Source organism: Mesorhizobium ventifaucium, from assembly GCF_935822925.1.
Lineage (GTDB): Bacteria > Pseudomonadota > Alphaproteobacteria > Rhizobiales > Rhizobiaceae > Mesorhizobium > Mesorhizobium ventifaucium.
The window spans coordinates 117,308-135,595 of the sequence record NZ_CAKXZS010000008.1 but is presented as its reverse complement, the minus strand read 5'-3'; the positions used below and the strand labels follow the sequence as shown (position 1 = coordinate 135,595).

Sequence of the window (18,288 nt, the reverse complement as noted above, 5' to 3'; positions counted from 1 at the left end):
GCGATAACGACATGCATAAAATAAAAAGTTAAAGCGCGTCGCATGAATCCGTTCAAATGCGACGCGCTTTAGGTGCTACAGCGTCCTTTGCGCGTCCAAAAACGCGGGGCGCGCCCGTAGACGCAACCTTTGTAAAACAGGCGCAGCTCAGCTGGCCAGCCCGGCAATAAGCTGGCTGTAGGCGCTCTTCGCCACTGCGGTCAGCTGCGCGCGCGGCAGCGAGCCGACGACGGCGCAGCCATAGCCCTTATCCAACCAGTAGATCGCCTCGGGGCCGTCCTCTCCCGATCCATAAGTGCCCTTGGTCTTCTCGGCCGATTCCGCTGTGACGAACAGCGAGATGCGCTCGCCCTTGGCGTCCTCATAAAGCAACATCGCGGCCTTGCTCTCGCCAGCGGGCAGCAGCCGACCGCCGACGAGCTGGAATCCTTGCGCCGCCAGATCCGGTGCGACCAGCTTCAGGCCGACCCTATTGGACAGCCAGGTCTGCAGATGATCCTTGTCGCTGGCGGGTACTTCCACCGCATGCCGCTGCTCGGCGGCATAGATGAGATGGGCTGCGATCGCCTGCTCGGCGAGTTGGTCCTCGGCCGGGTCTTCCAGACCGAGATTGTCGATGCCGGCGACATAACCGCCAACACCGCCAATGGCCAGCATCGCCGCTGCGGCAGCCGCCCGCCACCAGCGCGAGCTCGACGCCGCCGTCTCGACCGGCGCCTCGTCGAACACGATTTTTTTTAACCGTGCCGGCACCGGCTCGTCGAGCACGCCGGCGAAGGCCGCACGCAGCGCTGCGCGGTCGGCGACATAGCGGACGCTCCTCGCCTTCATTTCAGGATTGGCCTCGAGCCAGGCGTCATAAGCCGCGCGCTCGTCAACCGGCAACTCGCCATCGAGAGCCATATGGATGTCGCGTTCGGAAAAATCGCGCCGGGTCATTTCTCGACGATCCTTATCGCCCGGCGACGCGCGGCATCATCCAGCAACCCGCGCAACTCGTCACGCCCGCGCGCGATGCGCGACATCAGCGTGCCGGCCGGAACGCCGAGGATGTTGGCGGCCTCGGCATAGGAGAAGCCTTCGATGGCGACCATGACCAGTGCTGCGCGCCGATCGGGGCTGATCGCCTGCAACGCGTCGATGATCTCGCGCGAGGCGATGCTCTCCACCTGCTCAGCGGGTGCTGCCTGCGCCTCGCGCGCTTCCAGCGGCAGCATCGCTGCTTCGCCGCGCCGGTTCACCTTGCGCATCTGATCGATGAACAAATGATGCATGATCGTAAACAGCCACCTCCTGGGGCTATCTCCAGTCTGCCAATTGTCGAGCCGCACAAGCGCCCGTTCGAGACAGTCCTGAACGAGATCGTCGGCGGAATCGCGATCGCGCAGCAGCGAGCGCGCATAACGGCGCAGGCGTGGTATCTCGCCCAGGATTGCTGCCTTCTTTTCGTCCATGACCGCTGGTTCTGAGGTCGCCCTTGTTCATCCGATTGAACGCGCCTTCACGGCGCGGCGCAAGCGGCCAGCGCGAAGCGGTCCGCCGCCCGGCCACCCAAGCAACAGGATAACGCTGGCGCGGACCGGTTTATTCCCGGTGGGATTGAGAGGCAAAGCAGAGTCGTCCCATCGCGGGCGACGCGACGAAGGCCCCCGATACACCCGCCGTGGCATGTGCCGGAAGGCGCATCGCTGCGGAATATCCCGCGCTGTATTGGGACTCACAGTAGAACCGCCGGGACCGGGGTCGCCAACGTCATTCTTCCCATGCCTCGTCGGTGAATGCCTTCATGTCGAAGTGGGGATCGGATGGCCCCAACGCGGCACACTTCTCCTGCAACACCGCAATCCGGTCACGCAAAGGCTTGCGGGCGTGGTTACGCTCAAGTCATGCAAAAGTGCAATCCGCACTGCTTCCGTTTTGCTGGCGACGTTGATCTCGCGCTGCAATTTTGTGGCTAGCGCATCCACTACTTTGTCGCGAATATCGAGAGGCACTTTTGAATATCTCCTGCTGAACCTTCAACTATCCCATTTATTGGACATTCAAACAGATGATCCCTTAGGTTCCTCTCGCCGCTCTTGTCAGCAGCCGCTGGTAGAACAGGCCGATGCCGATCAGCACCGCGCCGAGGCCGATGAAGGACAGCGCCCTCAGCACGCCTTCCAGTTCCGACATGTCGAAGAGGAAGACCTTCAACACGGCGACCGAGATCAGCGCGGCCGACGCAACGCGCAGTACCTGCGACTTCAGCCACACGCCGGCGGTGAGCAGCGCCACGCCAATGATCAGCCACAGGGCGGAATAGGTGTAGGTCTCGAGCTGGCCGAGGCCGCTCCACAGGCCGATGAACTCGCCCTTGAACAGCCGCCGCACCGACAGCGTCGCATAGACGAAGGCGAGCAGCGCTGCCATCAGCGCCAGCATCGCGGCATACCATTTCGGCCGCTTGTCACGTGCGTAAAGCGCGAGCCCCCCGGCAGCGAGGGCCGGCAAGAGATAGGCGAGGAACAGCAGGTTGAACACCGGGATCCGGCCGGTCGATTCGTCGGTAAACAGCGGGTTCAGCGCCCCAAAATGCTGGATGACGATGAAGGCGACCGAGACCACGCCCGCAGCAAGCGAACCATAGCGCAGCACCGAGCTTGGCGAGCGCATGTCGATGGCGACCAGGATGGCGCCGGTGCCGATGGCGATCAGCGTATAGATCGCCTGCTCGGCGAGCGTCGCAGCACCCGTGTCGACGACGCCGCCATGCATGGCGTGGCGCACCAATATGGCAACCGTGAGCACTGCAAACAGTGCTGCGCCCGCTTCCATGGCGAGGCGTGGCCGGCCATTTGTGGTGCGGGCGAGTTGCCAGGCGGCAAAGCCGAAGGCAAGCGCCGGCACGCCGCAGCCCGGCAGCAGCCAGTTGAACACCGGCGTCCTTGACAGGAATTCAGCGCCGACGATTGTCGGATCGAAGGCGATGCGGCCGAGCACCGCGATGACCGCGCCGACCGAAATCCAGCCGAGCACCGGGTAGGCGCGCCAGCGGGTGGCCAGCGCCGGCACGATGGCTGCAGCACCCAGCAGGATGGTCGTCCAGCCGGACCCAAAAGCCATGTAGAGCATCAGCAAGGCACCGACTGCTGCCCCGCCAAGCGCGAACGAGACGGCAGCGCCGCCCTGTAGCGGCGGCTGTTCACCGCGCGCAATCCACTCGCCGCCGGCGGCGAAGACCACCACCAGAAGGGCTGCAACCGCTGCGTAGACAAGATCGCGGTCGAGATTGCCGAAGGTGAACCAGAGCGCCAACAGAATGACCAGCGGTGCGACAACGCCCCATGCCGCCCATGAGGCGGCGCGGATGTGAGCCGATGCAGCAAATTTGCGCGCTGCCCAGAAGCCGGCTCCGATGAACACAAGTCCGAGAAAGATGCCGATCCTGAGCATCAGCGTATCGGCAACTGCCGCCGGCAGGCCATCGACGCCGAGAGCGCCACCTGAAAAGTCTGAAGCGACGGAGGTTGGCGGAATGATGCCGAGATAGACCAGCACCGTCGCCAGCCCTGCGGCGTGCAGAAGCGCCAGCGCCAGCGACCGGTAGAGCGCCACCCCGACCAGGGCTGCGATAAGGGCCGCTCCCGGCAGAGCATCGCCGGCAGCGTATGCGGGGTCGACGAACAGCGCCATCGCCGAAAGGCCGACGAAGAAGCCGGGCGCGATCGATGGCCAGTCGAAGCCCCTGGCGTGGCCTGCTTCGCCACCGCGACGGCCGAGCCAGACGAGGGCGAGCACGGCCAGGGTCACCGCGTTGATAAAGAGGATGACAGGCAGGTTGGTGCCCGGCGCATCGGTCATGTAAAGAATGGTCCACAGGCCGGTGCCGAGGAACGCTGCCGCCATCAGCAATTTCCAGTCGCGCAGGCGGGCGATCACGCCGGTAGCGGCGAGCACAATCGCCAAATAGCCGAACAGCGCCCAAGGATTCGGTGCCTGCGAGGCGACCAACATGGGCGTCACCACCGCGCCGAGCAGGCCGACGCCGGCCAGTGCCTGGCCATGGACGAGGGCTGCTGCGATCGTCGCCACGCCGATGGCGCCGAGCAGCGTGAAGGCGAGCGCCGGCCCGATGAAGCCGTAGACGCCATGCGCGGCATAAACCGTGCCGAACAGGATGAAAGCACCGGCCGCCGTCAGGATCGCCGGAATATAGGCGCCGGCAACGCCCTGCACCGGCACCTTGAAGCCGGTACGGCGGATGAACTCGCCGACGCCGACCAGCACCAGCCCGAGCATTGCTGCCATGCTCAGCCGCACGCCGGGACCGAAAATGCCGGCCTCGATGGTGTAGCGGATCAGAAACAGCCCGCCCAGCGCCAGCGCGATGCCACCGACCCAGACCGCCCAGCGGGTGCCGAGCGCCGTTTCAATGTCGGGTTTTTGGGCCGCTTTCACCGTCGCGGCGGCCAGTTGCGCAGGTGCAGGCCCAGCCGGCGCCGCTTCGCCCGCAGCCCACGGTCCGGACGCAGCCTCCGCGGCTTCAGCCTCTGTGGACGACTTTTCCTCAGCAGCAGCTTCGCCCGCCGATGGCGGGGCAATGTCGGTCGCGGCCGCAATTGCCGCGTCTGCCGGCATGCTGTCGTTTGCGGCCTGTTCTACCGGCTTGGCCTGCGGCGGGGCCACATGGACACCCGAAAGCACCAGGCTGCGCAGCGCACCGAGTTCGCGCTCGATCAGGCCGATGCGGCTCTGCTGGCGCGAGATAATGACGAACAGCGCGATGATGGCGACTAGGCCGGTCAGGCTTTCCAACATGGCGGTTCCCCCAAACCAGGCCAGTAGTTACCGACAAATACGGCGGCCAGACGGCCACCGAGTCAGTGCGCCGCCAGATCGGCGACCGGAAAGATCGAGCATATTTCGGTGCCGAAAGCCAGCGGAGGCGCCTTGTATTTGTTGTCGATGATGCGCTGGAGCAATTCCAGGCCGGTATATTCAGCGATGTTGCGGTGCGGAATGGTGCCGAGGTCGAGCCGCGAGACCCGGCCGGGCTAGAGTTCCACTTCGCTCATGTAGTGATTTCTCCGGCGGCGGTCTCGGCGCCAATCTCCTTGCCCGCCGCGTGATGCTTGCGCAGGGCGGCGAGGAAGCCGGCGCGGGCACCGGGCGCCTCGATCCCGCGCGGCTCGTAGACATGGCGGGTAAAAAAGAAGCCGGTCAGCCGGAAGGCGTCCTCGATCGCCGCCGGATCGGCGCGCAGCCCGGAGCGGCGCTGCAGGAATGCGGGGAGCACCAGCATCTTGTCGCGCCACGGCGCGCCGGCCTGGCGCGACACGGCGCGCCCAGACTTCGGCGAGACATAGGCGAGGTCCTGCCTGGCGCCGGTCGCGGCACACTGGCTGAGATCGAGGCCGAAGCCGAGTTCGTCGAGAATCAGCAATTCGAAGCGCGCCACCAGCTCGCCGGCGGCGTCCGCATCGTCGAGATGGGCGATCATCACGGCCAGCGTCTCGTAGAGGCCGTCATGCGCGTCGCGCTCGGGCAGCAGGCGCAGATGCGCAGCCATCGTCTGCAGCCCATAGATGGCGACGGCGCTGTCCATCAGCCGGGCGGCGTTCATCTCGATCGCCTCGGCCTGAAAGGTGCCAAGATGTTCGTCGAGCCGCGCCCGCCAAAACAGGTCGACGCGGTTGCCGGGCTGCAGAACCGGCTGCTGCTTGCGCGAGCGGCCGCCGCGCACAAGGCCGAGATGGCGGCCATGCGCACGCGTCATGACCTCAAGAATGGCGCTGGTTTCGCCATGCTTGCGGGTGCCGAGAATAATTCCCTCATCGCGCCATTCCATGAACGGAGCTTGTCACCGCTTCGGTGGCAAAATCAAGTTTTTCAGGCGCTGTGTGGGTGCCGTCCGCGGCGGTCCGCGCGGAGGTGATCGGCGAGCACGTCATCGATCAATTGCGTGGCCACCAACCGGCTCACGAGAGCTGTGTCGATAGTGACTTCTTGTTTGAGCATGATCTTTTCCGAAAACCGGCTCCCACTTTTCGGGAACATGCTCTAATGCGGAAATTCCAGCCCCATCTCGCGATAGCGCTCCGGGTCGTCGCCCCAGTTCTCGCGCACCTTGACGAACAGGAAAAGATGCACCTTCTGTTCGAGGATGCCGGATATCTCCATGCGCGCCGCCTGGCCGATGGCACGGATCGTCTCGCCCTTGTGGCCGAGCACGATCTTCTTTTGGCTGTCACGCTCGACATAGATGGTCTGGTCGATGCGCACCGAGCCGTCCTTCTTCTCTTCCCATTTCTCGGTCTCGATATGGGAGGAATAGGGCAGTTCCTGATGCAGCCTGAGATAGAGCTTTTCGCGAGTGATTTCGGCCGCCAGCTGACGCATCGGTAGGTCGGAGATCTGGTCCTCCGGGTAATACCAGGGGCCGGCAGGCAGGGTTTCCGAGAGATAGTCGAGCAGGTCCTTGCAGCCCGACCCGGTTAGCGCGGAGACCATGAAGGTGCGCTTGAAAGGCACTCTTTCATTCGCTGCCGCGGACAGGGCCAGCAGCGCCTCGGGCTTGACCCGGTCGACCTTGTTGAGGATCAGCACCATCGGCTGGCGGACATCCTTCAGCCGTTCGAGGATCGCGTCGGCGTCGCCCCTGATGCCGCGCTCGGCGTCGATCAGCAGCAGCACGATGTCGGCGTCCTTGGCGCCGCCCCAGGCGGTCGTCACCATCGCAGTGTCCAACCGCCGCTTCGGCTTGAAGATGCCCGGCGTGTCGACGAAGACGATCTGTGCGTTATTGTGGATTGCGATGCCGCGCACGATGGCGCGCGTCGTCTGCACCTTGTGGGTGACGATCGACACCTTGGCGCCGACCAATTGGTTGACCAGCGTCGATTTTCCCGCATTGGGCGCGCCGATCAGCGCAACGAAGCCAGAGTGTGTGGTGACGGCTTCTGTTGCCGGCGGGACGTCTTCGGTGGCGGTCATGCCGCGCTCCCCTTGTTCAGCCAGACGCCTTCGCGCAACAGCAGTGCAGTCGCGGCGGTTTGCTCGGCCTCGCGCTTCGAGCGCCCGCTGCCGGTCGCTGGCGGATAGGCGCCGACCTTGACGGTGACAGTGAACAACGGATCGTGGTCCGGTCCTTCGCGACTGTCGATTATATAGACCGGCACGGCGCCCGCCGCCTGATGCGCCCACTCCTGCAACTCGGTCTTGGCATCGCGGCGGGCGGCACCGGTGGCCTGCGAGCGCGGCCGCCAGTATTTGTGGATGAAGGCGCGGGCCGCCTCCAGCCCGCCATCGAGATAGAGCACGGCGATCAGCGATTCCAGCGCATCAGCCCGCAGATTGACGCGCTTGCGCCCGTCCAGGCCGCGTACGTCCGAGCCGGCACGGATCAACTCCGGCAGGCCGATCTCCTCGGCGATCTCGGCCAGCACCTCGGCATTGACCAGCGCGTTGAGCCGGAGCGACAGCTCACCTTCGGCAGCATCCGGATACGCGGCCAGCAGCATGTCGGCGACGACCAGACCGAGGACGCGGTCGCCCAGGAATTCGAAACGCTCATAGTCGATGCCGGCATGGCTGCTGCGGGCGCTGGCATGGGTCAGTGCGCGCTGCAAGCGCTGTCGGTCGGCAAAGGCGTGGCCGGTGGGCTCCATGAGCGCTTCGGCGAGCGCGTCGACGGTCAGCCGTTTTGTCGCCACCATGACCTATTTGACGAAATGGAGCAGGCGCGACGCGCGCATCTGCGACGGCCATTTCCAGATTTCGAGCGGGCTGGCGCTGCCACCGATCGAGAAGAAGATGAGATTGGCGCGACCGACCAGGTTCTCGTCGGGCACGAAACCGACGGTGAAGCGGCTGTCCGAGGAATTGTCCCTGTTATCGCCCATCATGAAATAGTGGCCGGGCGGCACATCGAATTCCTGGGTGTTGTCACCGATCGAGTTGGGTACCAGGTCGAGCGTGTCATAGCTGACGCCATTCGGCAATGTCTCGCGATAGACGTCGACCGGCCCGCTCTCCTCGGTGATGTCGCGATTGTCGATCTGCCCGACCTTCTGGCGCGGCACGCCGACGCCGTTGATGAAGAGCTGGCCATCCTTGACCTGGATCTTGTCGCCCGGCAGGCCGACGACGCGCTTGATGTAGTCGACAGAGGGGTCCGGCGGGAACTTGAACACAGCCACGTCGCCGCGTTTCGGCTCGGCGCCCCAGATGCGGCCCGAAAAGAGGTCCGGCCCGAACGGCAGCGAATAGCGCGAGAAGCCATAGGACCATTTGGTGACGAAGAGATAGTCGCCTTCGAGCAAGGTCGGCCGCATCGACCCGGACGGGATAGAGAATGGTTGGAAAAGAAGCGTGCGGATGACCAGAGCGAGCAACAGCGCCTGGACGATGACGCTGACGGTTTCGCCAAGCCCGCCGGATTTCTTCTGGGATTTTTCAGCCACGCTCATGTCGTCCTCGATTATGCGTTGGTTGGTATAGAGTCTCGGCGCGCGCTGGGCAACGTCATGCCGGTGGTCAGATGCAATCAATACGGCGCTTCTTGGACGGGAAACGCCTCGATGATCACAAAGGCTTGAGCAAGCGGAAAATCATCGGTGATGGTGAGGTGGATCGCCGCTCTGTGCCCATCAGGCAGGATTTTGTCCAACTGCGCCGCCGCCCCGCCGGTCAACGCCATGGTGGGCTTGCCGCTGGCCAGATTGACGACGCCCATGTCGCGCCAGAACACCCCTTGCGCCATACCGGTGCCCAGCGCTTTGGCGCATGCCTCCTTGGCAGCAAAACGCTTGGCATACGAGGCGGCGCGAGCGCCGCGGCTTTCGGACCGGGCCTGTTCGACCTCGGTGTAGATACGCTGGATGAAGCGCTGGCCATGGCGCGCCAGCGATTTTTCGATGCGTCTGATATCGATCAGGTCGCTGCCGATCCCAATGATCATTGGGCGGGAACTTCCCGTCCGGCTATTCCAGCTCTGTTCGTCAGGCGCATGGAGCGCGAGAAAGAGCGGCGTGGCCACACATGGAGACGCACCCGCTCGAGAAGACCATCAGGCTTGCGGCGTCGAAAAAGCACTCTGTCCCTGTCCTGATCCACTACGCCAGCCCGGCCACCCGGTAGCGGGTCGTGGCTTCACATCTTGCGCTTCAAGCACGCCGGAAGACAATCAAGGCTTCGATATAGCGACACCCAAGCCCCAAGACAACGAATCGCTGCCGCGATGGTCTCCACAGGAGGTAACCAAATGTGACGGGTTCGCCTTGCCCGCAGCAGCAAGTTGCATGGATGTCAGCTTGCGAGCAGCCAAGCTTCAGCCGCAATCCTATAGTGAACGGCCGGCGTTGCCGGTCTCGAAAACCCAGCCGTCGGGGTAATCTTGAGCAAAGCCAGCCTCGGGAATGAGCAGCGTAGCGCAGTAAGGCACTGTGGGAGCCTCGTAGATGTACTCGGTCTCACTCACACGATGGTAGGTTTGCGGCAGAACAACCAAACTCGACGCGCCGGCAACCAGCCAGGCCACCGGAAAATCCGCCTTGTCGCCGACCTTCAGGTTCATTCTGCGAATTTGTTGCAGGTTCGTCGCCGGCGTAAAGCTGTAGTCCAGATCCACCATCGACTGAACCGCCGGCTGCCGCTGCCCATTAATAGTCCAGCCGGTCTCGCTGCGGATGCCGGTCTCGTTGCGGATGCCGGTCTCGTTGCGGATGCCGGTCTCGTTGCGGATGATTGTGAGATCAACTGACTGGGAACCGATGAACCCGCGAACGCTGCCGGATCTGGTCGTCCAATCTTCGGCCAGTTGCACAGTGTAGTCCAAACGTGCCGGGCCCGCATCCGATAGGTATACAGCGGCTCCATTCAAGAGCCAGCCGAGATCTGTCTGATTTAGCTGCACGACATCGTGCCCTGGTTCGTCCGTCCTGCGCCAGATAGCGAGTAGAGACATACTCTCACCTCTCGATTCGTTGTTGATCACTGCGATCATTTTTTCGGTCGAGTTGCTGAAGGCTGCCCCCCAATATAACCAGACTCACTCCGAGCAAGGCGACATCCTTGATCAGAAAGGCACCTAACCCATTGAGGAAAGGAAACCCTCCGGAACCCGTTTCCCAGATCGGCAGGGTGAGCATTTGCGAGGATGTCAGCGCGAAGATGACTGATCCGATGGCACCCCCTATGAGGCCGGCCCAAACGCTGCGGACAGATGCTATCAGCAGAAACGCTGTGGCCAGTTCGACCACGCCCAAGAAGTAGGAGGCCCCCGCAGATCCGAATGCGGGATAGAGCCATGCCAGCCAAGGCGTATTCTCGACGAATGGCCTAAGCGCCTCGATCTCGATTGCGGTGAATTTCAAGATGCCGATCAACAGCAGAGGGAGAACCACTCCCAAAAGGGTTACCGCGCGACCGACGGCAGCAAGTTGGTAGCCAGCTTGATTGATGCGCGCCACGAACGGAGCGTTGGCGGTTGCAGAGGTAGACATGGCCTTCTCCTTTCGAGTTGTATGCTCCAAGCATATAATAATTCGACCTTGATGTATATGCTCCGAGCATATATTTTTTCTCGATGACCGATTCCAGGATTGAGAATGTGATTGGCGCTCTAGCGCTCGCCTTTGCGGACATTTTGCAGCGGGACGCTCAGGCAAAAGCACCGGAGCCCGGCCCAGCGGCTTCCGCGATCACCCTCATTGGCCACGTACCGGGCCTGTCCATCGAGAGGCTGCGTCGCGCATTGTCACTGTCTCATTCGGGCACCGTTAGACTGGTCGATCGACTGGTTGCGGATGGATTGGCGGCTCGGTTCTCGGCGCCTGACGACCATCGCGCGGTAGCGCTAAGGCTCACTCCTTTGGGCGAGACGACCAGCAGTGCTATTCTTTCCGCTCGCCAGAAAGGGCTCGCGTCAGCGCTCGCTGTTCTAAATCAGGAGGAGTTGCAGGAATTCGGTAACCTTGCCGCTAAGCTGTTGCGTGGGCTCGTCAGCACCGAGGACCATGCATACCGTATTTGCCGGCTCTGCAACTATACCGCTTGCCTCGACTGCCCTGTGGAAGCGGAACTGGCCTGAGCTGTGGCTTTGGCAAACTAAAGCGCGTCGCACCTGGATGATGGCTGCGGCAGGCGTGAACACGGTTGCCCGCAAGCCGACCTTGCCGACGCACTTCGTTCTCGCCAAAAATACCGGTTACCTGTTGTAATCGCTGATCTCGACGAGATTGCCGTCCGGATCGCGGAAATAGACTGATATCATCGGGCCACGGGCTCCGATCCGCTCGACTGGCCCGACTTCTATCGCCACGCCGTTGGCAGCCAGGCTGGCGCATATCTCTGCGAGCGGGCGGGCGGCGATCAGACAGAAATCAGCGGAGCCTGGAGTCGGCGCCTTGGCCTTTGGCTCGAAAGTGTGGCCTGCCTCATGCACATTGATCTTCTGCGATCCGAAAAGCAGCGCCGTCGGCAGGTTCGGTGTGTCGACGCGCTTGAAGCCAAGCACGCGCTGATAGAAGGCGCAGGTGCCTTCGACGGAGCTAACCGTCAGCACGAGATGATCGATACCGGCAATCAAGGTAGCGCCTCGTTTAATGTTTGTTTGCCATGTCCTTGTCCCAAAACCGCTGCGCACCCTCGGTCAAGCTCAAGGGCATGCCTTTGGCGACATGCATTCCTTGTTTATGCATGTCGTCACCCCAAAACCGCTGCGCACTTTTGGGCGACATGCATTCCTTGTTTATGCATGTCGTTACCCCAAAACCGCTGCGCACTTTTGAGCGACATGCATTAGATGTTGCGGCTGCCCGGCTTGACTGGCGGTATGGCGGCAAGCTCGGGCGGCAGCCTGTCGGCCGGGTAGGCCGGAACCTCATATTCGGCGAGCGCGATCAGCGGCACGCCGACATCGGTCTTGCCGGCCGAGCGGTCGATGATGCAGGCAGCGGCAACGACCTCGGCGCCAAGCGCGCGCAGGCAGTCGATGGTCTCGCGGATCGACAGGCCGGTGGTGACGATGTCCTCGACGATGACGACGCGCGAACCCCTGGCGATCTCGAAGCGGCGGAGCCGGAACTCGCCCCCTTCCCGCTCGACCCAGATCGCAGGTGCGCCAAGATGGCGCGAGGTCTCGTAGGCAGGGATCAGCCCGCCGATCGCCGGGCCGACGACATAATCGATCCCGCCGGACACAGCAGCGCGGATCTTTTCGGCCAGCGCCTTGCACAGGCGCTCGGTCTTGTCGGCATGCATGAAGACCCGCGCCTTCTGCAGGAAGACCGGGCTTCGCAAGCCCGATGTCAGGATGAAATGCCCTTCGAGAATGGCACCGGCTTCACGGAAAACGCCCAGCACTTCGTCGGTGTTCATTGTTCGCTCCATGTGAATGGTGAATAGTGAAAGAGGGTGCTCTCACTATTCACTACTCTCTATTCAATTCACCCATTCACGCGCCGTGCATCGCTGACGCTCGAATTATCCTTGAGCTGCGACAGCAGCCGGTTCAGGTGCTTCAGGTCCCAGACTTCGAGATCGATCAGCATCTCGGTGAAATCAGGCGCGGTGCGCACCATCGACAATGTATGGATGTTGGCGTCGTTGGATGCGACGACCTGCGCGATGTCGGCCAGCGAGCCCGGCGCGTTGATGGCGGTGACCGAGACGCGCGCTGGAAACCGCTCCTTGGTGCGCTCGTCTATGTCCCAGCGCACGTCGATCCAGCGTTCTGGCTGGTCGTCGAAGGCCTGCAGCGCCGGCGATTGGATCGGATAGATGGTGATACCGGTCCCCGGCTGCACGATACCGACGATGCGGTCGCCGGGCACAGCACCTTCCGGCGCGAAGCGCACCGGCAGGTCCCCGCGCACGCCGCGGATCGGCACGGCGCCGTCCCTTGGCTGGTCCTTGTCCTTGCGCGCCGCGCGGCCCGGAATCTGGAACAGCATGCCGGCGGCGTTGCGGATCTTCGACCAGCCCTCCTCGCGCTGCTTGGGCGCCGCCAGCGTGATGCGCTCGTCCTTGTAGTCGGGAAACACCGCCTTCATGACATCGGTGGAGGCAAGCTCGCCGCGGCCGACAGAGGCCAGCACATCCTCGATGTCCTTGCGTGCCAGCCGATGCAGCACCGATTTCAAGCTTTCCTTGGTAAAAATCTTGCCTGACCGCTCGAAAGCGCGTTCCAGTATGCGGATGCCGAGACCCGAATACTGCTTGCGGATGGCATTCTTGGTGGCGCGGCGGATCGCCGAGCGCGCCTTGCCGGTGACGACGACCGATTCCCATGCCGCCGGCGGCACCTGCGCCTTGGAGCGGATGATCTCGACCTCGTCGCCATTCTTCAGCTCGGTCATCAGCGGCATGATGCGGCCATTGACCTTGGCCCCGACGCAGGTATCACCGACATCGGTGTGCACCGCATAGGCGAAGTCGATCGGCGTGGCGCCGCGCGGCAGCGCGATCAGCATTCCCTTGGGCGTGAAGCAGAACACCTGGTCCTGGAACAGCTCCAGCTTGGTGTTTTCGAGGAAGTCCTCGGGATTGTCGCCTTCGGCTAGCTGCTCGATGGTGCGCCGCAGCCAGGCATAGGCGTTGGTCTCCTTCGAGATCGCGTGGGCGGTGCCGTTCACCTTGCCGCCGCTGTCCTTGTAGATCGAATGCGCGGCAACGCCATATTCGGCGATCTTGTTCATCTGATAGGTGCGGATCTGCAGCTCGACGCGCTGCCGCGACGGTCCGACGATGGTGGTGTGGATCGAACGGTAGTCGTTCTGCTTCGGGGTCGAGATGTAGTCCTTGAAGCGGCCGGGCACCATCGACCATGTCGTGTGGATGGCGCCGAGCGCCCGGTAGCAGTCCTCGACGGTATCGACGACGACGCGAAAGCCGAAAATGTCGGACAGCTGCTCGAAGGACAGCGCCTTGGCCTCCATCTTGCGGAACACCGACCACGGCTTCTTCTGACGGCTCTTGACCTCGGCCTTGATCGCATATTTGTCGAAAAGCTTGGATAGCGCCTTCTCGATCTCGGACAGCACATCCTTGTTGCGCTCGAAGATTTCGGCGAGCCGCGCGGTGACGGCGCGGTAGGCTTCGGGATTGATGAAGCGGAAGGCGATCTCCTCGAGCTCCTCGCGCATGCCTTGCATGCCCATGCGCCCGGCCAACGGCGCATAGATATCCATCGTTTCCTCGGCGATGCGCAGGCGCTTGGCTTCGGGCACATGGTCGAGCGTGCGCATGTTGTGCAAGCGGTCGGCAAGCTTGACCAGAAGCACGCGAACGTCTTCCGATATCGCCAGCAAGAGCTTGCGCAGGTTTTCCGCCTGCTCGGCCTTCTTGGAGACGAGGTCGAGTTTCTTCAGCTTGGTCAGGCCTTCGACCAGCTTGCCCATTTCCGGACCGAACAGCTCGTCGATCTCGGCCCTGGTCGCCGTGGTGTCCTCGATCGTGTCGTGCAGCAGGGCAACCGCGATGGTCGCCTCGTCCATGTGCATTTCGGTGAGGATGGCGGCGACTTCGAGCGGATGCGAGAAATAAGGATCGCCGGAGGCGCGCTTCTGGTGACCATGCTTCTGCATGGCGTAGACATAGGCCTTGTTGAGCAGCGCCTCGTTGACGTCAGGCTTGTAGCGCTGGACGCGCTCGACAAGCTCATACTGACGCATCATGGGCGGGATCTCGCAGTGCTGAAATGAATCATGCGCCGCACTGGCGTACGGCGCATGTCATAGATAACCACGAAACCACCGGCGCGAAAGTGTCGGCGGCCGATGGGAAGATTAATAATCGTCGCTTTTTTCCGGCGGCACCAGACCTTCGATGCCGGCCAGGAGGTCTTCCTCGGTCATGCGGTCGAAGGTGATGTTGTCCTCGGTGTCGTCGGCGTCGGTTGCCGCAGCGGCGGTACCGGTCTGGTCGGCGATCGCCTCGCCATCGGCTTCCGGCTCGTCGACCTCGACATGCTTCTGCAGCGAGTGGATGAGATCTTCCTTGAGGTCGTCGGGCGACAATGTCTCCTCGGCAATCTCGCGCAGCGCGATGACCGGATTCTTGTCGTTGTCACGAGGAACGGTGATCTGCGCGCCCTGGCTGATCTGACGGGCGCGGTGGCCGGCCAGAAGCACGAGCTCGAAGCGGTTGTTGACCTTGTCGATGCAATCTTCAACGGTTACGCGGGCCATGAGCTGCCCCTTTCATGCCTGGATTTGATGGAAAACAGGCGCGGTCCTTAACCCGAACGCCGCCAAAATACAAGCTTTTTGGCAATACCAGGTCGGGGCCGGGCCCGGGGCCCGGCCACGGCCAATCTGGGCGCGCGCCGCCTGCGACTATACGGCACCGATCACAATTGCTTGCTATGCAGCATCATACCCTTGGTTTGCCGTAAAACCGGCGTTATCTCGAATGACGAAGGTCAGCCGGTTATTTCAGACCGACCGATAGTCACGCGCATTTAGACGACCGCTTATTTTCGAAAAGGAATATTTGCCATGTTCGATCCTCGTGAAAAAATCGCGCTTTTCATCGACGGCGCCAATCTTTACGCCACGTCGCGCGCGCTCGGCTTCGACATCGACTACCGCAGGCTTTTGTCGAGCTTCCAGAAGCGCGGCTACCTGCTGCGTGCCTACTACTACACCGCGCTGGTCGAGGATCAGGAATATTCCTCGATCCGGCCGCTGATCGATTGGCTCGACTATAACGGCTTCAAGGTGGTGACCAAGCCGGCCAAAGAGTTCACCGACTCGACCGGCCGCCGCAAGATCAAGGGCAATATGGATATCGAGCTGACCGTCGATGCGCTGGAACTCGCCGATGTCGTCGACCACTATGTCATCTTTTCCGGCGACGGCGATTTCCGCACGCTAGTCGAGGCGCTGCAGCGGCGCGGGCGCAAGGTCTCGATCGTCTCGACCATGGCTTCGCAGCCGCCGATGATTTCCGACGATCTGCGCCGCCAGGCCGATCATTTCATCGACCTGATGACGCTGAAGAGCGATGTCGGCCGCGATCCATCCGAGCGGTCGGTGCGCCGACCCGAACCGGCCGAAGTCGACGAGGACGAGTATTGACGGCGGCGGTCTTGACCGCTCCGCTGGTCGCGTCCCCAGAGCCCGATCGCGATTGCCCGCTCTGCCCGCGGCTGCATGATTTCATCGCGCAATGGCGGCAGCGCGAGCCGTCCTGGTTCAATGCACCGGTGCCGACTTTCTTGCCGCCGGAGGGCGAGGATGCCGTTAAACTGTTAATTGTCGGGCTGGCGCCGGGCCTGCGTGGTGCAAACCGCACAGGACGCCCCTTCACCGGCGATTTTGCCGGCGACCTGCTCTACAACACGCTGATCGCACACGACTTTGCGCGCGGCCAATTCAAGGCGAGGCCCGATGACGGGCTGGAGCTTGTCGGCACGGCGATCACCAATGCAGTGCGCTGCGTGCCGCCTGACAACAAGCCGGTCGGCGCCGAGATTGCCACCTGCCGAACATTCCTGATGCCGACGATTGCACGGTTTAAAAACCTGCGCGCCGTGCTGGCGCTGGGCTCGATCGCGCACCAGTCGACCGTGCGGGCGCTCGGCCAGCGTGTCGCCGCTTTTCCCTTCCGCCACGGCGGGCAGCAGCAAACCAATGGCGTCACGCTGTTCTCCAGCTACCATTGCTCGCGCTACAACACCAATACCGGCGTCCTGACCGAAGCGATGTTCGTCAACGTCTTCAGCGAGATAGAAGAGTTTTTGCAGAAATAAGAGCCGGATGCGCCGCCGTCAGTTGGCTAGAAGCCCTCCAGGACGATCTTTCCCTTGGCCTTGCCGCTCTCGATCAGCGCATGGGCGTGCTTCAAATTGGCGGCATTGATGAGGCCGCCAGTCTCGCCAAGCGTCGTCCGGATCGCGCCAGTGTCAACGAGCCTCGCCAATTCGTTCAGATGTTCGCCTTGCGATGCCATGTCCGCCGTCTCGAACATCGAGCGGGTGAACATGAACTCCCAATGCACCGAGACGCTCTTGCGCTTGAACGGATTGATGTCGAGCGATTTCGGATCGTCGATAACCGCGAAACGTCCTTGCGGCGCGATCAACGCGGCGATCTCGGCCAGATGCTCGTCAGTGTTCGTCGTCGAGAACACGAAGCTAGGGGCACCGATGTCCAGTGCTGCGACTTCGGCCGCCAGCGGCTTGGAATGATCGACGACATGGTGGGCGCCGAGCCCAAGCGCCCAGGCCCGTGTTTCGAGCCTCGACGCGGTGGCAATCACCGTCAGACCGGTCAGTTGTCTCGCAAGCTGCACTGCGATCGATCCGACGCCGCCGGCGCCGCCGATGATCAGGATGGCGGGTGCCGCACCCGCAACGGGCTTTCTGACGTCGAGACGATCGAACAGGGTCTCCCAGGCAGTGACCGCCGTCAACGGCAGCGCTGCTGCTTCCGCATAGCCGAGTGAGGTCGGCTTGCGGCCGACGAGCCGCTCGTCGACACAATGGAATTCGGCATTGGTGCCTTGCGGCGCAAGGGCGCCTGAATAGAAGACATCGTCGCCGGCCCTGAAGAGCTCAGCGCCGGGGCCGGTCGCGACAACCCGGCCGGCGGCATCCCCACCGAGCACCCGCCATTGGCCGGCTTCGGGAGCGATGTTGCGCCGCACCTTGGTGTCGACCGGGTTGACCGAGATCGCCTTCACCTCGACCAGCAGGTCGCGTCCCTTGGGGTCCGGCTTCGGCAGTTCGATGTCGACGAGGGAGGCCTCGTCCGTGATGGGGGCTGGAATTTGATAACCGACGGCGCGCATCTTCATCTCCGTGATCGCTGTTGTAAGGGATAGACATGCTGTCTACGATCACCATGCGCAAGAATGCACATATAAAGCACATAGTGTAGAAAAGGATACCGTTATGCCGCGCATTCGCCACGAGCGATTTGATTGCAGCCCCGGCTGCACCGTGGAGGGTACGCTCCGCTACATCGACGGAAAGTGGAAAGGCGTCGTGCTCTACCATCTGTTCGAGGGAACATTGCGCTTCAACGAGATTCGCCGGCGGATACCGAATTGCACGCAACGCATGCTGACCAATCAGCTCCGCGAGTTGGAGGCGGATGGGCTAATCGCCCGCAAGATCTATCCGCAGGTGCCGCCGAAAGTGGAATACAGCCTGACGCCGCGCGGCAGGAGCCTGGAACCGGTGATCACCGCCCTAAAGGCCTGCGGCGATGCAAATGTTGCCCTCAGCCCGCAGACATCGCAAGCTGCGGCGTAAGAGCGACCGAAAAGCGCCTCACCAGCGGCGATATCCCTCTCTGAACC

General features: G+C 62.6%; 20 protein-coding genes and 1 pseudogene. 4 read left to right on the top strand and 17 right to left on the bottom strand.

Annotation, left to right across the window (positions count from 1 at the left end; genetic code table 11):
• Positions 1-147: 147 nt before the first annotated feature.
• The 12 genes and pseudogenes from NMG70_RS06350 to NMG70_RS06295 form a co-directional block, all read right to left on the bottom strand.
• The gene (locus NMG70_RS06350; RefSeq protein WP_254023736.1) at positions 148-939 is read right to left on the bottom strand and encodes an anti-sigma factor family protein; all 792 of its coding nucleotides are present in this window, start codon (positions 937-939) and stop codon (positions 148-150) included.
• The gene (locus NMG70_RS06345; RefSeq protein WP_254023735.1) at positions 936-1,454 is read right to left on the bottom strand and encodes a sigma-70 family RNA polymerase sigma factor; all 519 of its coding nucleotides are present in this window, start codon (positions 1,452-1,454) and stop codon (positions 936-938) included. The genes NMG70_RS06350 and NMG70_RS06345 overlap by 4 nt, the downstream gene beginning before the upstream one ends.
• Before the next feature lie 604 nt (positions 1,455-2,058).
• Positions 2,059-4,800, bottom strand: coding sequence for a DUF2339 domain-containing protein (locus NMG70_RS06335; RefSeq protein WP_254023734.1), 2,742 nt, complete (start codon positions 4,798-4,800; stop codon positions 2,059-2,061).
• A gap of 253 nt (positions 4,801-5,053) precedes the next feature.
• Positions 5,054-5,830 (bottom strand): DNA repair protein RecO, encoded by a 777-nt coding sequence (gene recO, locus NMG70_RS06330; RefSeq protein ID WP_254023733.1) that lies wholly within the window; start codon positions 5,828-5,830, stop codon positions 5,054-5,056.
• A 41-nt stretch (positions 5,831-5,871) separates the two neighbouring features.
• Complete coding sequence (locus NMG70_RS32630; protein ID WP_301555130.1) at positions 5,872-6,000, bottom strand: hypothetical protein; 129 nt, start codon at positions 5,998-6,000, stop codon at positions 5,872-5,874.
• Positions 6,001-6,042: 42 nt separating this feature from the next.
• Positions 6,043-6,975, bottom strand: coding sequence for a GTPase Era (gene era / locus NMG70_RS06325; protein WP_254023732.1), 933 nt, complete (start codon positions 6,973-6,975; stop codon positions 6,043-6,045).
• Complete coding sequence (gene rnc / locus NMG70_RS06320; RefSeq protein ID WP_254023731.1) at positions 6,972-7,697, bottom strand: ribonuclease III; 726 nt, start codon at positions 7,695-7,697, stop codon at positions 6,972-6,974. The genes era and rnc overlap by 4 nt, the downstream gene beginning before the upstream one ends.
• 3 nt (positions 7,698-7,700) lie before the next feature.
• Entirely contained in the window at positions 7,701-8,450 is a 750-nt protein-coding gene (gene lepB, locus NMG70_RS06315; RefSeq protein ID WP_254022567.1) for a signal peptidase I, read from the bottom strand.
• 77 nt (positions 8,451-8,527) lie between these two features.
• On the bottom strand, positions 8,528-8,941 hold the full coding sequence (acpS, locus tag NMG70_RS06310) for a holo-ACP synthase (RefSeq protein ID WP_254023730.1): 414 nt from the start codon (positions 8,939-8,941) through the stop codon (positions 8,528-8,530).
• 44 nt (positions 8,942-8,985) lie between these two features.
• Positions 8,986-9,075 (bottom strand): annotated as a pseudogene (locus NMG70_RS06305) (DUF2062 domain-containing protein); the annotation flags it as partial.
• Positions 9,076-9,322: 247 nt separating this feature from the next.
• Positions 9,323-9,985, bottom strand: coding sequence for a putative glycolipid-binding domain-containing protein (locus tag NMG70_RS06300; protein WP_254023729.1), 663 nt, complete (start codon positions 9,983-9,985; stop codon positions 9,323-9,325).
• Positions 9,951-10,484: a DUF417 family protein gene (locus tag NMG70_RS06295; protein WP_254023728.1), complete on the bottom strand. Its 534-nt coding sequence runs from the start codon at positions 10,482-10,484 to the stop codon at positions 9,951-9,953. Before NMG70_RS06295 ends, NMG70_RS06300 begins: the two co-directional genes overlap by 35 nt.
• Positions 10,485-10,567: 83 nt before the next feature.
• Here NMG70_RS06295 and NMG70_RS06290 point away from each other — a divergent pair, with 83 nt between their 5' ends.
• Positions 10,568-11,071, top strand: a complete 504-nt coding sequence (locus tag NMG70_RS06290; RefSeq protein ID WP_254023727.1) for a MarR family winged helix-turn-helix transcriptional regulator — start codon at positions 10,568-10,570, stop codon at positions 11,069-11,071.
• A 117-nt stretch (positions 11,072-11,188) separates the two neighbouring features.
• On the opposite strand, the gene NMG70_RS06285 is transcribed toward NMG70_RS06290, so the two are convergent.
• The 4 genes from NMG70_RS06285 to rpoZ all read right to left on the bottom strand — a co-directional run bounded on the left by NMG70_RS06285 (position 11,189) and on the right by rpoZ (position 15,170).
• Complete coding sequence (locus NMG70_RS06285; protein WP_254023726.1) at positions 11,189-11,569, bottom strand: VOC family protein; 381 nt, start codon at positions 11,567-11,569, stop codon at positions 11,189-11,191.
• 212 nt (positions 11,570-11,781) lie between these two features.
• Positions 11,782-12,360: an orotate phosphoribosyltransferase gene (gene pyrE / locus NMG70_RS06280; protein WP_254023725.1), complete on the bottom strand. Its 579-nt coding sequence runs from the start codon at positions 12,358-12,360 to the stop codon at positions 11,782-11,784.
• 68 nt (positions 12,361-12,428) lie between these two features.
• Positions 12,429-14,657 (bottom strand): RelA/SpoT family protein, encoded by a 2,229-nt coding sequence (locus NMG70_RS06275; protein WP_254023724.1) that lies wholly within the window; start codon positions 14,655-14,657, stop codon positions 12,429-12,431.
• A 111-nt stretch (positions 14,658-14,768) separates the two neighbouring features.
• The gene (gene rpoZ / locus NMG70_RS06270) at positions 14,769-15,170 is read right to left on the bottom strand and encodes a DNA-directed RNA polymerase subunit omega (RefSeq protein WP_023800772.1); all 402 of its coding nucleotides are present in this window, start codon (positions 15,168-15,170) and stop codon (positions 14,769-14,771) included.
• Positions 15,171-15,479: 309 nt separating this feature from the next.
• On the opposite strand from rpoZ, the gene NMG70_RS06265 reads away from it, so the two are divergent.
• Together NMG70_RS06265 and NMG70_RS06260 are read left to right on the top strand one after the other, a co-directional pair.
• Complete coding sequence (locus NMG70_RS06265) at positions 15,480-16,061, top strand: LabA-like NYN domain-containing protein (protein ID WP_254022560.1); 582 nt, start codon at positions 15,480-15,482, stop codon at positions 16,059-16,061.
• Positions 16,058-16,735: a uracil-DNA glycosylase gene (locus tag NMG70_RS06260; protein ID WP_436798355.1), complete on the top strand. Its 678-nt coding sequence runs from the start codon at positions 16,058-16,060 to the stop codon at positions 16,733-16,735. Before NMG70_RS06265 ends, NMG70_RS06260 begins: the two co-directional genes overlap by 4 nt.
• Before the next feature lie 26 nt (positions 16,736-16,761).
• Here the strand turns inward: NMG70_RS06260 and NMG70_RS06255 are convergent, their stop codons facing one another.
• Positions 16,762-17,775, bottom strand: a complete 1,014-nt coding sequence (locus tag NMG70_RS06255) for a zinc-binding alcohol dehydrogenase family protein (protein ID WP_254023722.1) — start codon at positions 17,773-17,775, stop codon at positions 16,762-16,764.
• Between the two features lie 103 nt (positions 17,776-17,878).
• Between NMG70_RS06255 and NMG70_RS06250 the strand changes: the two genes are divergently transcribed.
• On the top strand, positions 17,879-18,241 hold the full coding sequence (locus NMG70_RS06250) for a winged helix-turn-helix transcriptional regulator (protein ID WP_254023721.1): 363 nt from the start codon (positions 17,879-17,881) through the stop codon (positions 18,239-18,241).
• Positions 18,242-18,288 lie beyond the last annotated feature (47 nt).

Coding starts and splice junctions, on each gene's coding strand:
- NMG70_RS06350 (WP_254023736.1), bottom strand. CDS start 939: ATGACCCGGCGCGATTTTTCCGAACGCGACATCCATATGGCTCTCGAT.
- NMG70_RS06345 (WP_254023735.1), bottom strand. CDS start 1,454: ATGGACGAAAAGAAGGCAGCAATCCTGGGCGAGATACCACGCCTGCGC.
- NMG70_RS06335 (WP_254023734.1), bottom strand. CDS start 4,800: ATGTTGGAAAGCCTGACCGGCCTAGTCGCCATCATCGCGCTGTTCGTC.
- recO (WP_254023733.1), bottom strand. CDS start 5,830: ATGGAATGGCGCGATGAGGGAATTATTCTCGGCACCCGCAAGCATGGC.
- NMG70_RS32630 (WP_301555130.1), bottom strand. CDS start 6,000: ATGCTCAAACAAGAAGTCACTATCGACACAGCTCTCGTGAGCCGGTTG.
- era (WP_254023732.1), bottom strand. CDS start 6,975: ATGACCGCCACCGAAGACGTCCCGCCGGCAACAGAAGCCGTCACCACA.
- rnc (WP_254023731.1), bottom strand. CDS start 7,697: ATGGTGGCGACAAAACGGCTGACCGTCGACGCGCTCGCCGAAGCGCTC.
- lepB (WP_254022567.1), bottom strand. CDS start 8,450: ATGAGCGTGGCTGAAAAATCCCAGAAGAAATCCGGCGGGCTTGGCGAA.
- acpS (WP_254023730.1), bottom strand. CDS start 8,941: ATGATCATTGGGATCGGCAGCGACCTGATCGATATCAGACGCATCGAA.
- NMG70_RS06300 (WP_254023729.1), bottom strand. CDS start 9,985: ATGATCGCAGTGATCAACAACGAATCGAGAGGTGAGAGTATGTCTCTA.
- NMG70_RS06295 (WP_254023728.1), bottom strand. CDS start 10,484: ATGTCTACCTCTGCAACCGCCAACGCTCCGTTCGTGGCGCGCATCAAT.
- NMG70_RS06290 (WP_254023727.1), top strand. CDS start 10,568: ATGACCGATTCCAGGATTGAGAATGTGATTGGCGCTCTAGCGCTCGCC.
- pyrE (WP_254023725.1), bottom strand. CDS start 12,360: ATGAACACCGACGAAGTGCTGGGCGTTTTCCGTGAAGCCGGTGCCATT.
- NMG70_RS06275 (WP_254023724.1), bottom strand. CDS start 14,657: ATGATGCGTCAGTATGAGCTTGTCGAGCGCGTCCAGCGCTACAAGCCT.
- rpoZ (WP_023800772.1), bottom strand. CDS start 15,170: ATGGCCCGCGTAACCGTTGAAGATTGCATCGACAAGGTCAACAACCGC.
- NMG70_RS06265 (WP_254022560.1), top strand. CDS start 15,480: ATGTTCGATCCTCGTGAAAAAATCGCGCTTTTCATCGACGGCGCCAAT.
- NMG70_RS06255 (WP_254023722.1), bottom strand. CDS start 17,775: ATGCGCGCCGTCGGTTATCAAATTCCAGCCCCCATCACGGACGAGGCC.
- NMG70_RS06250 (WP_254023721.1), top strand. CDS start 17,879: ATGCCGCGCATTCGCCACGAGCGATTTGATTGCAGCCCCGGCTGCACC.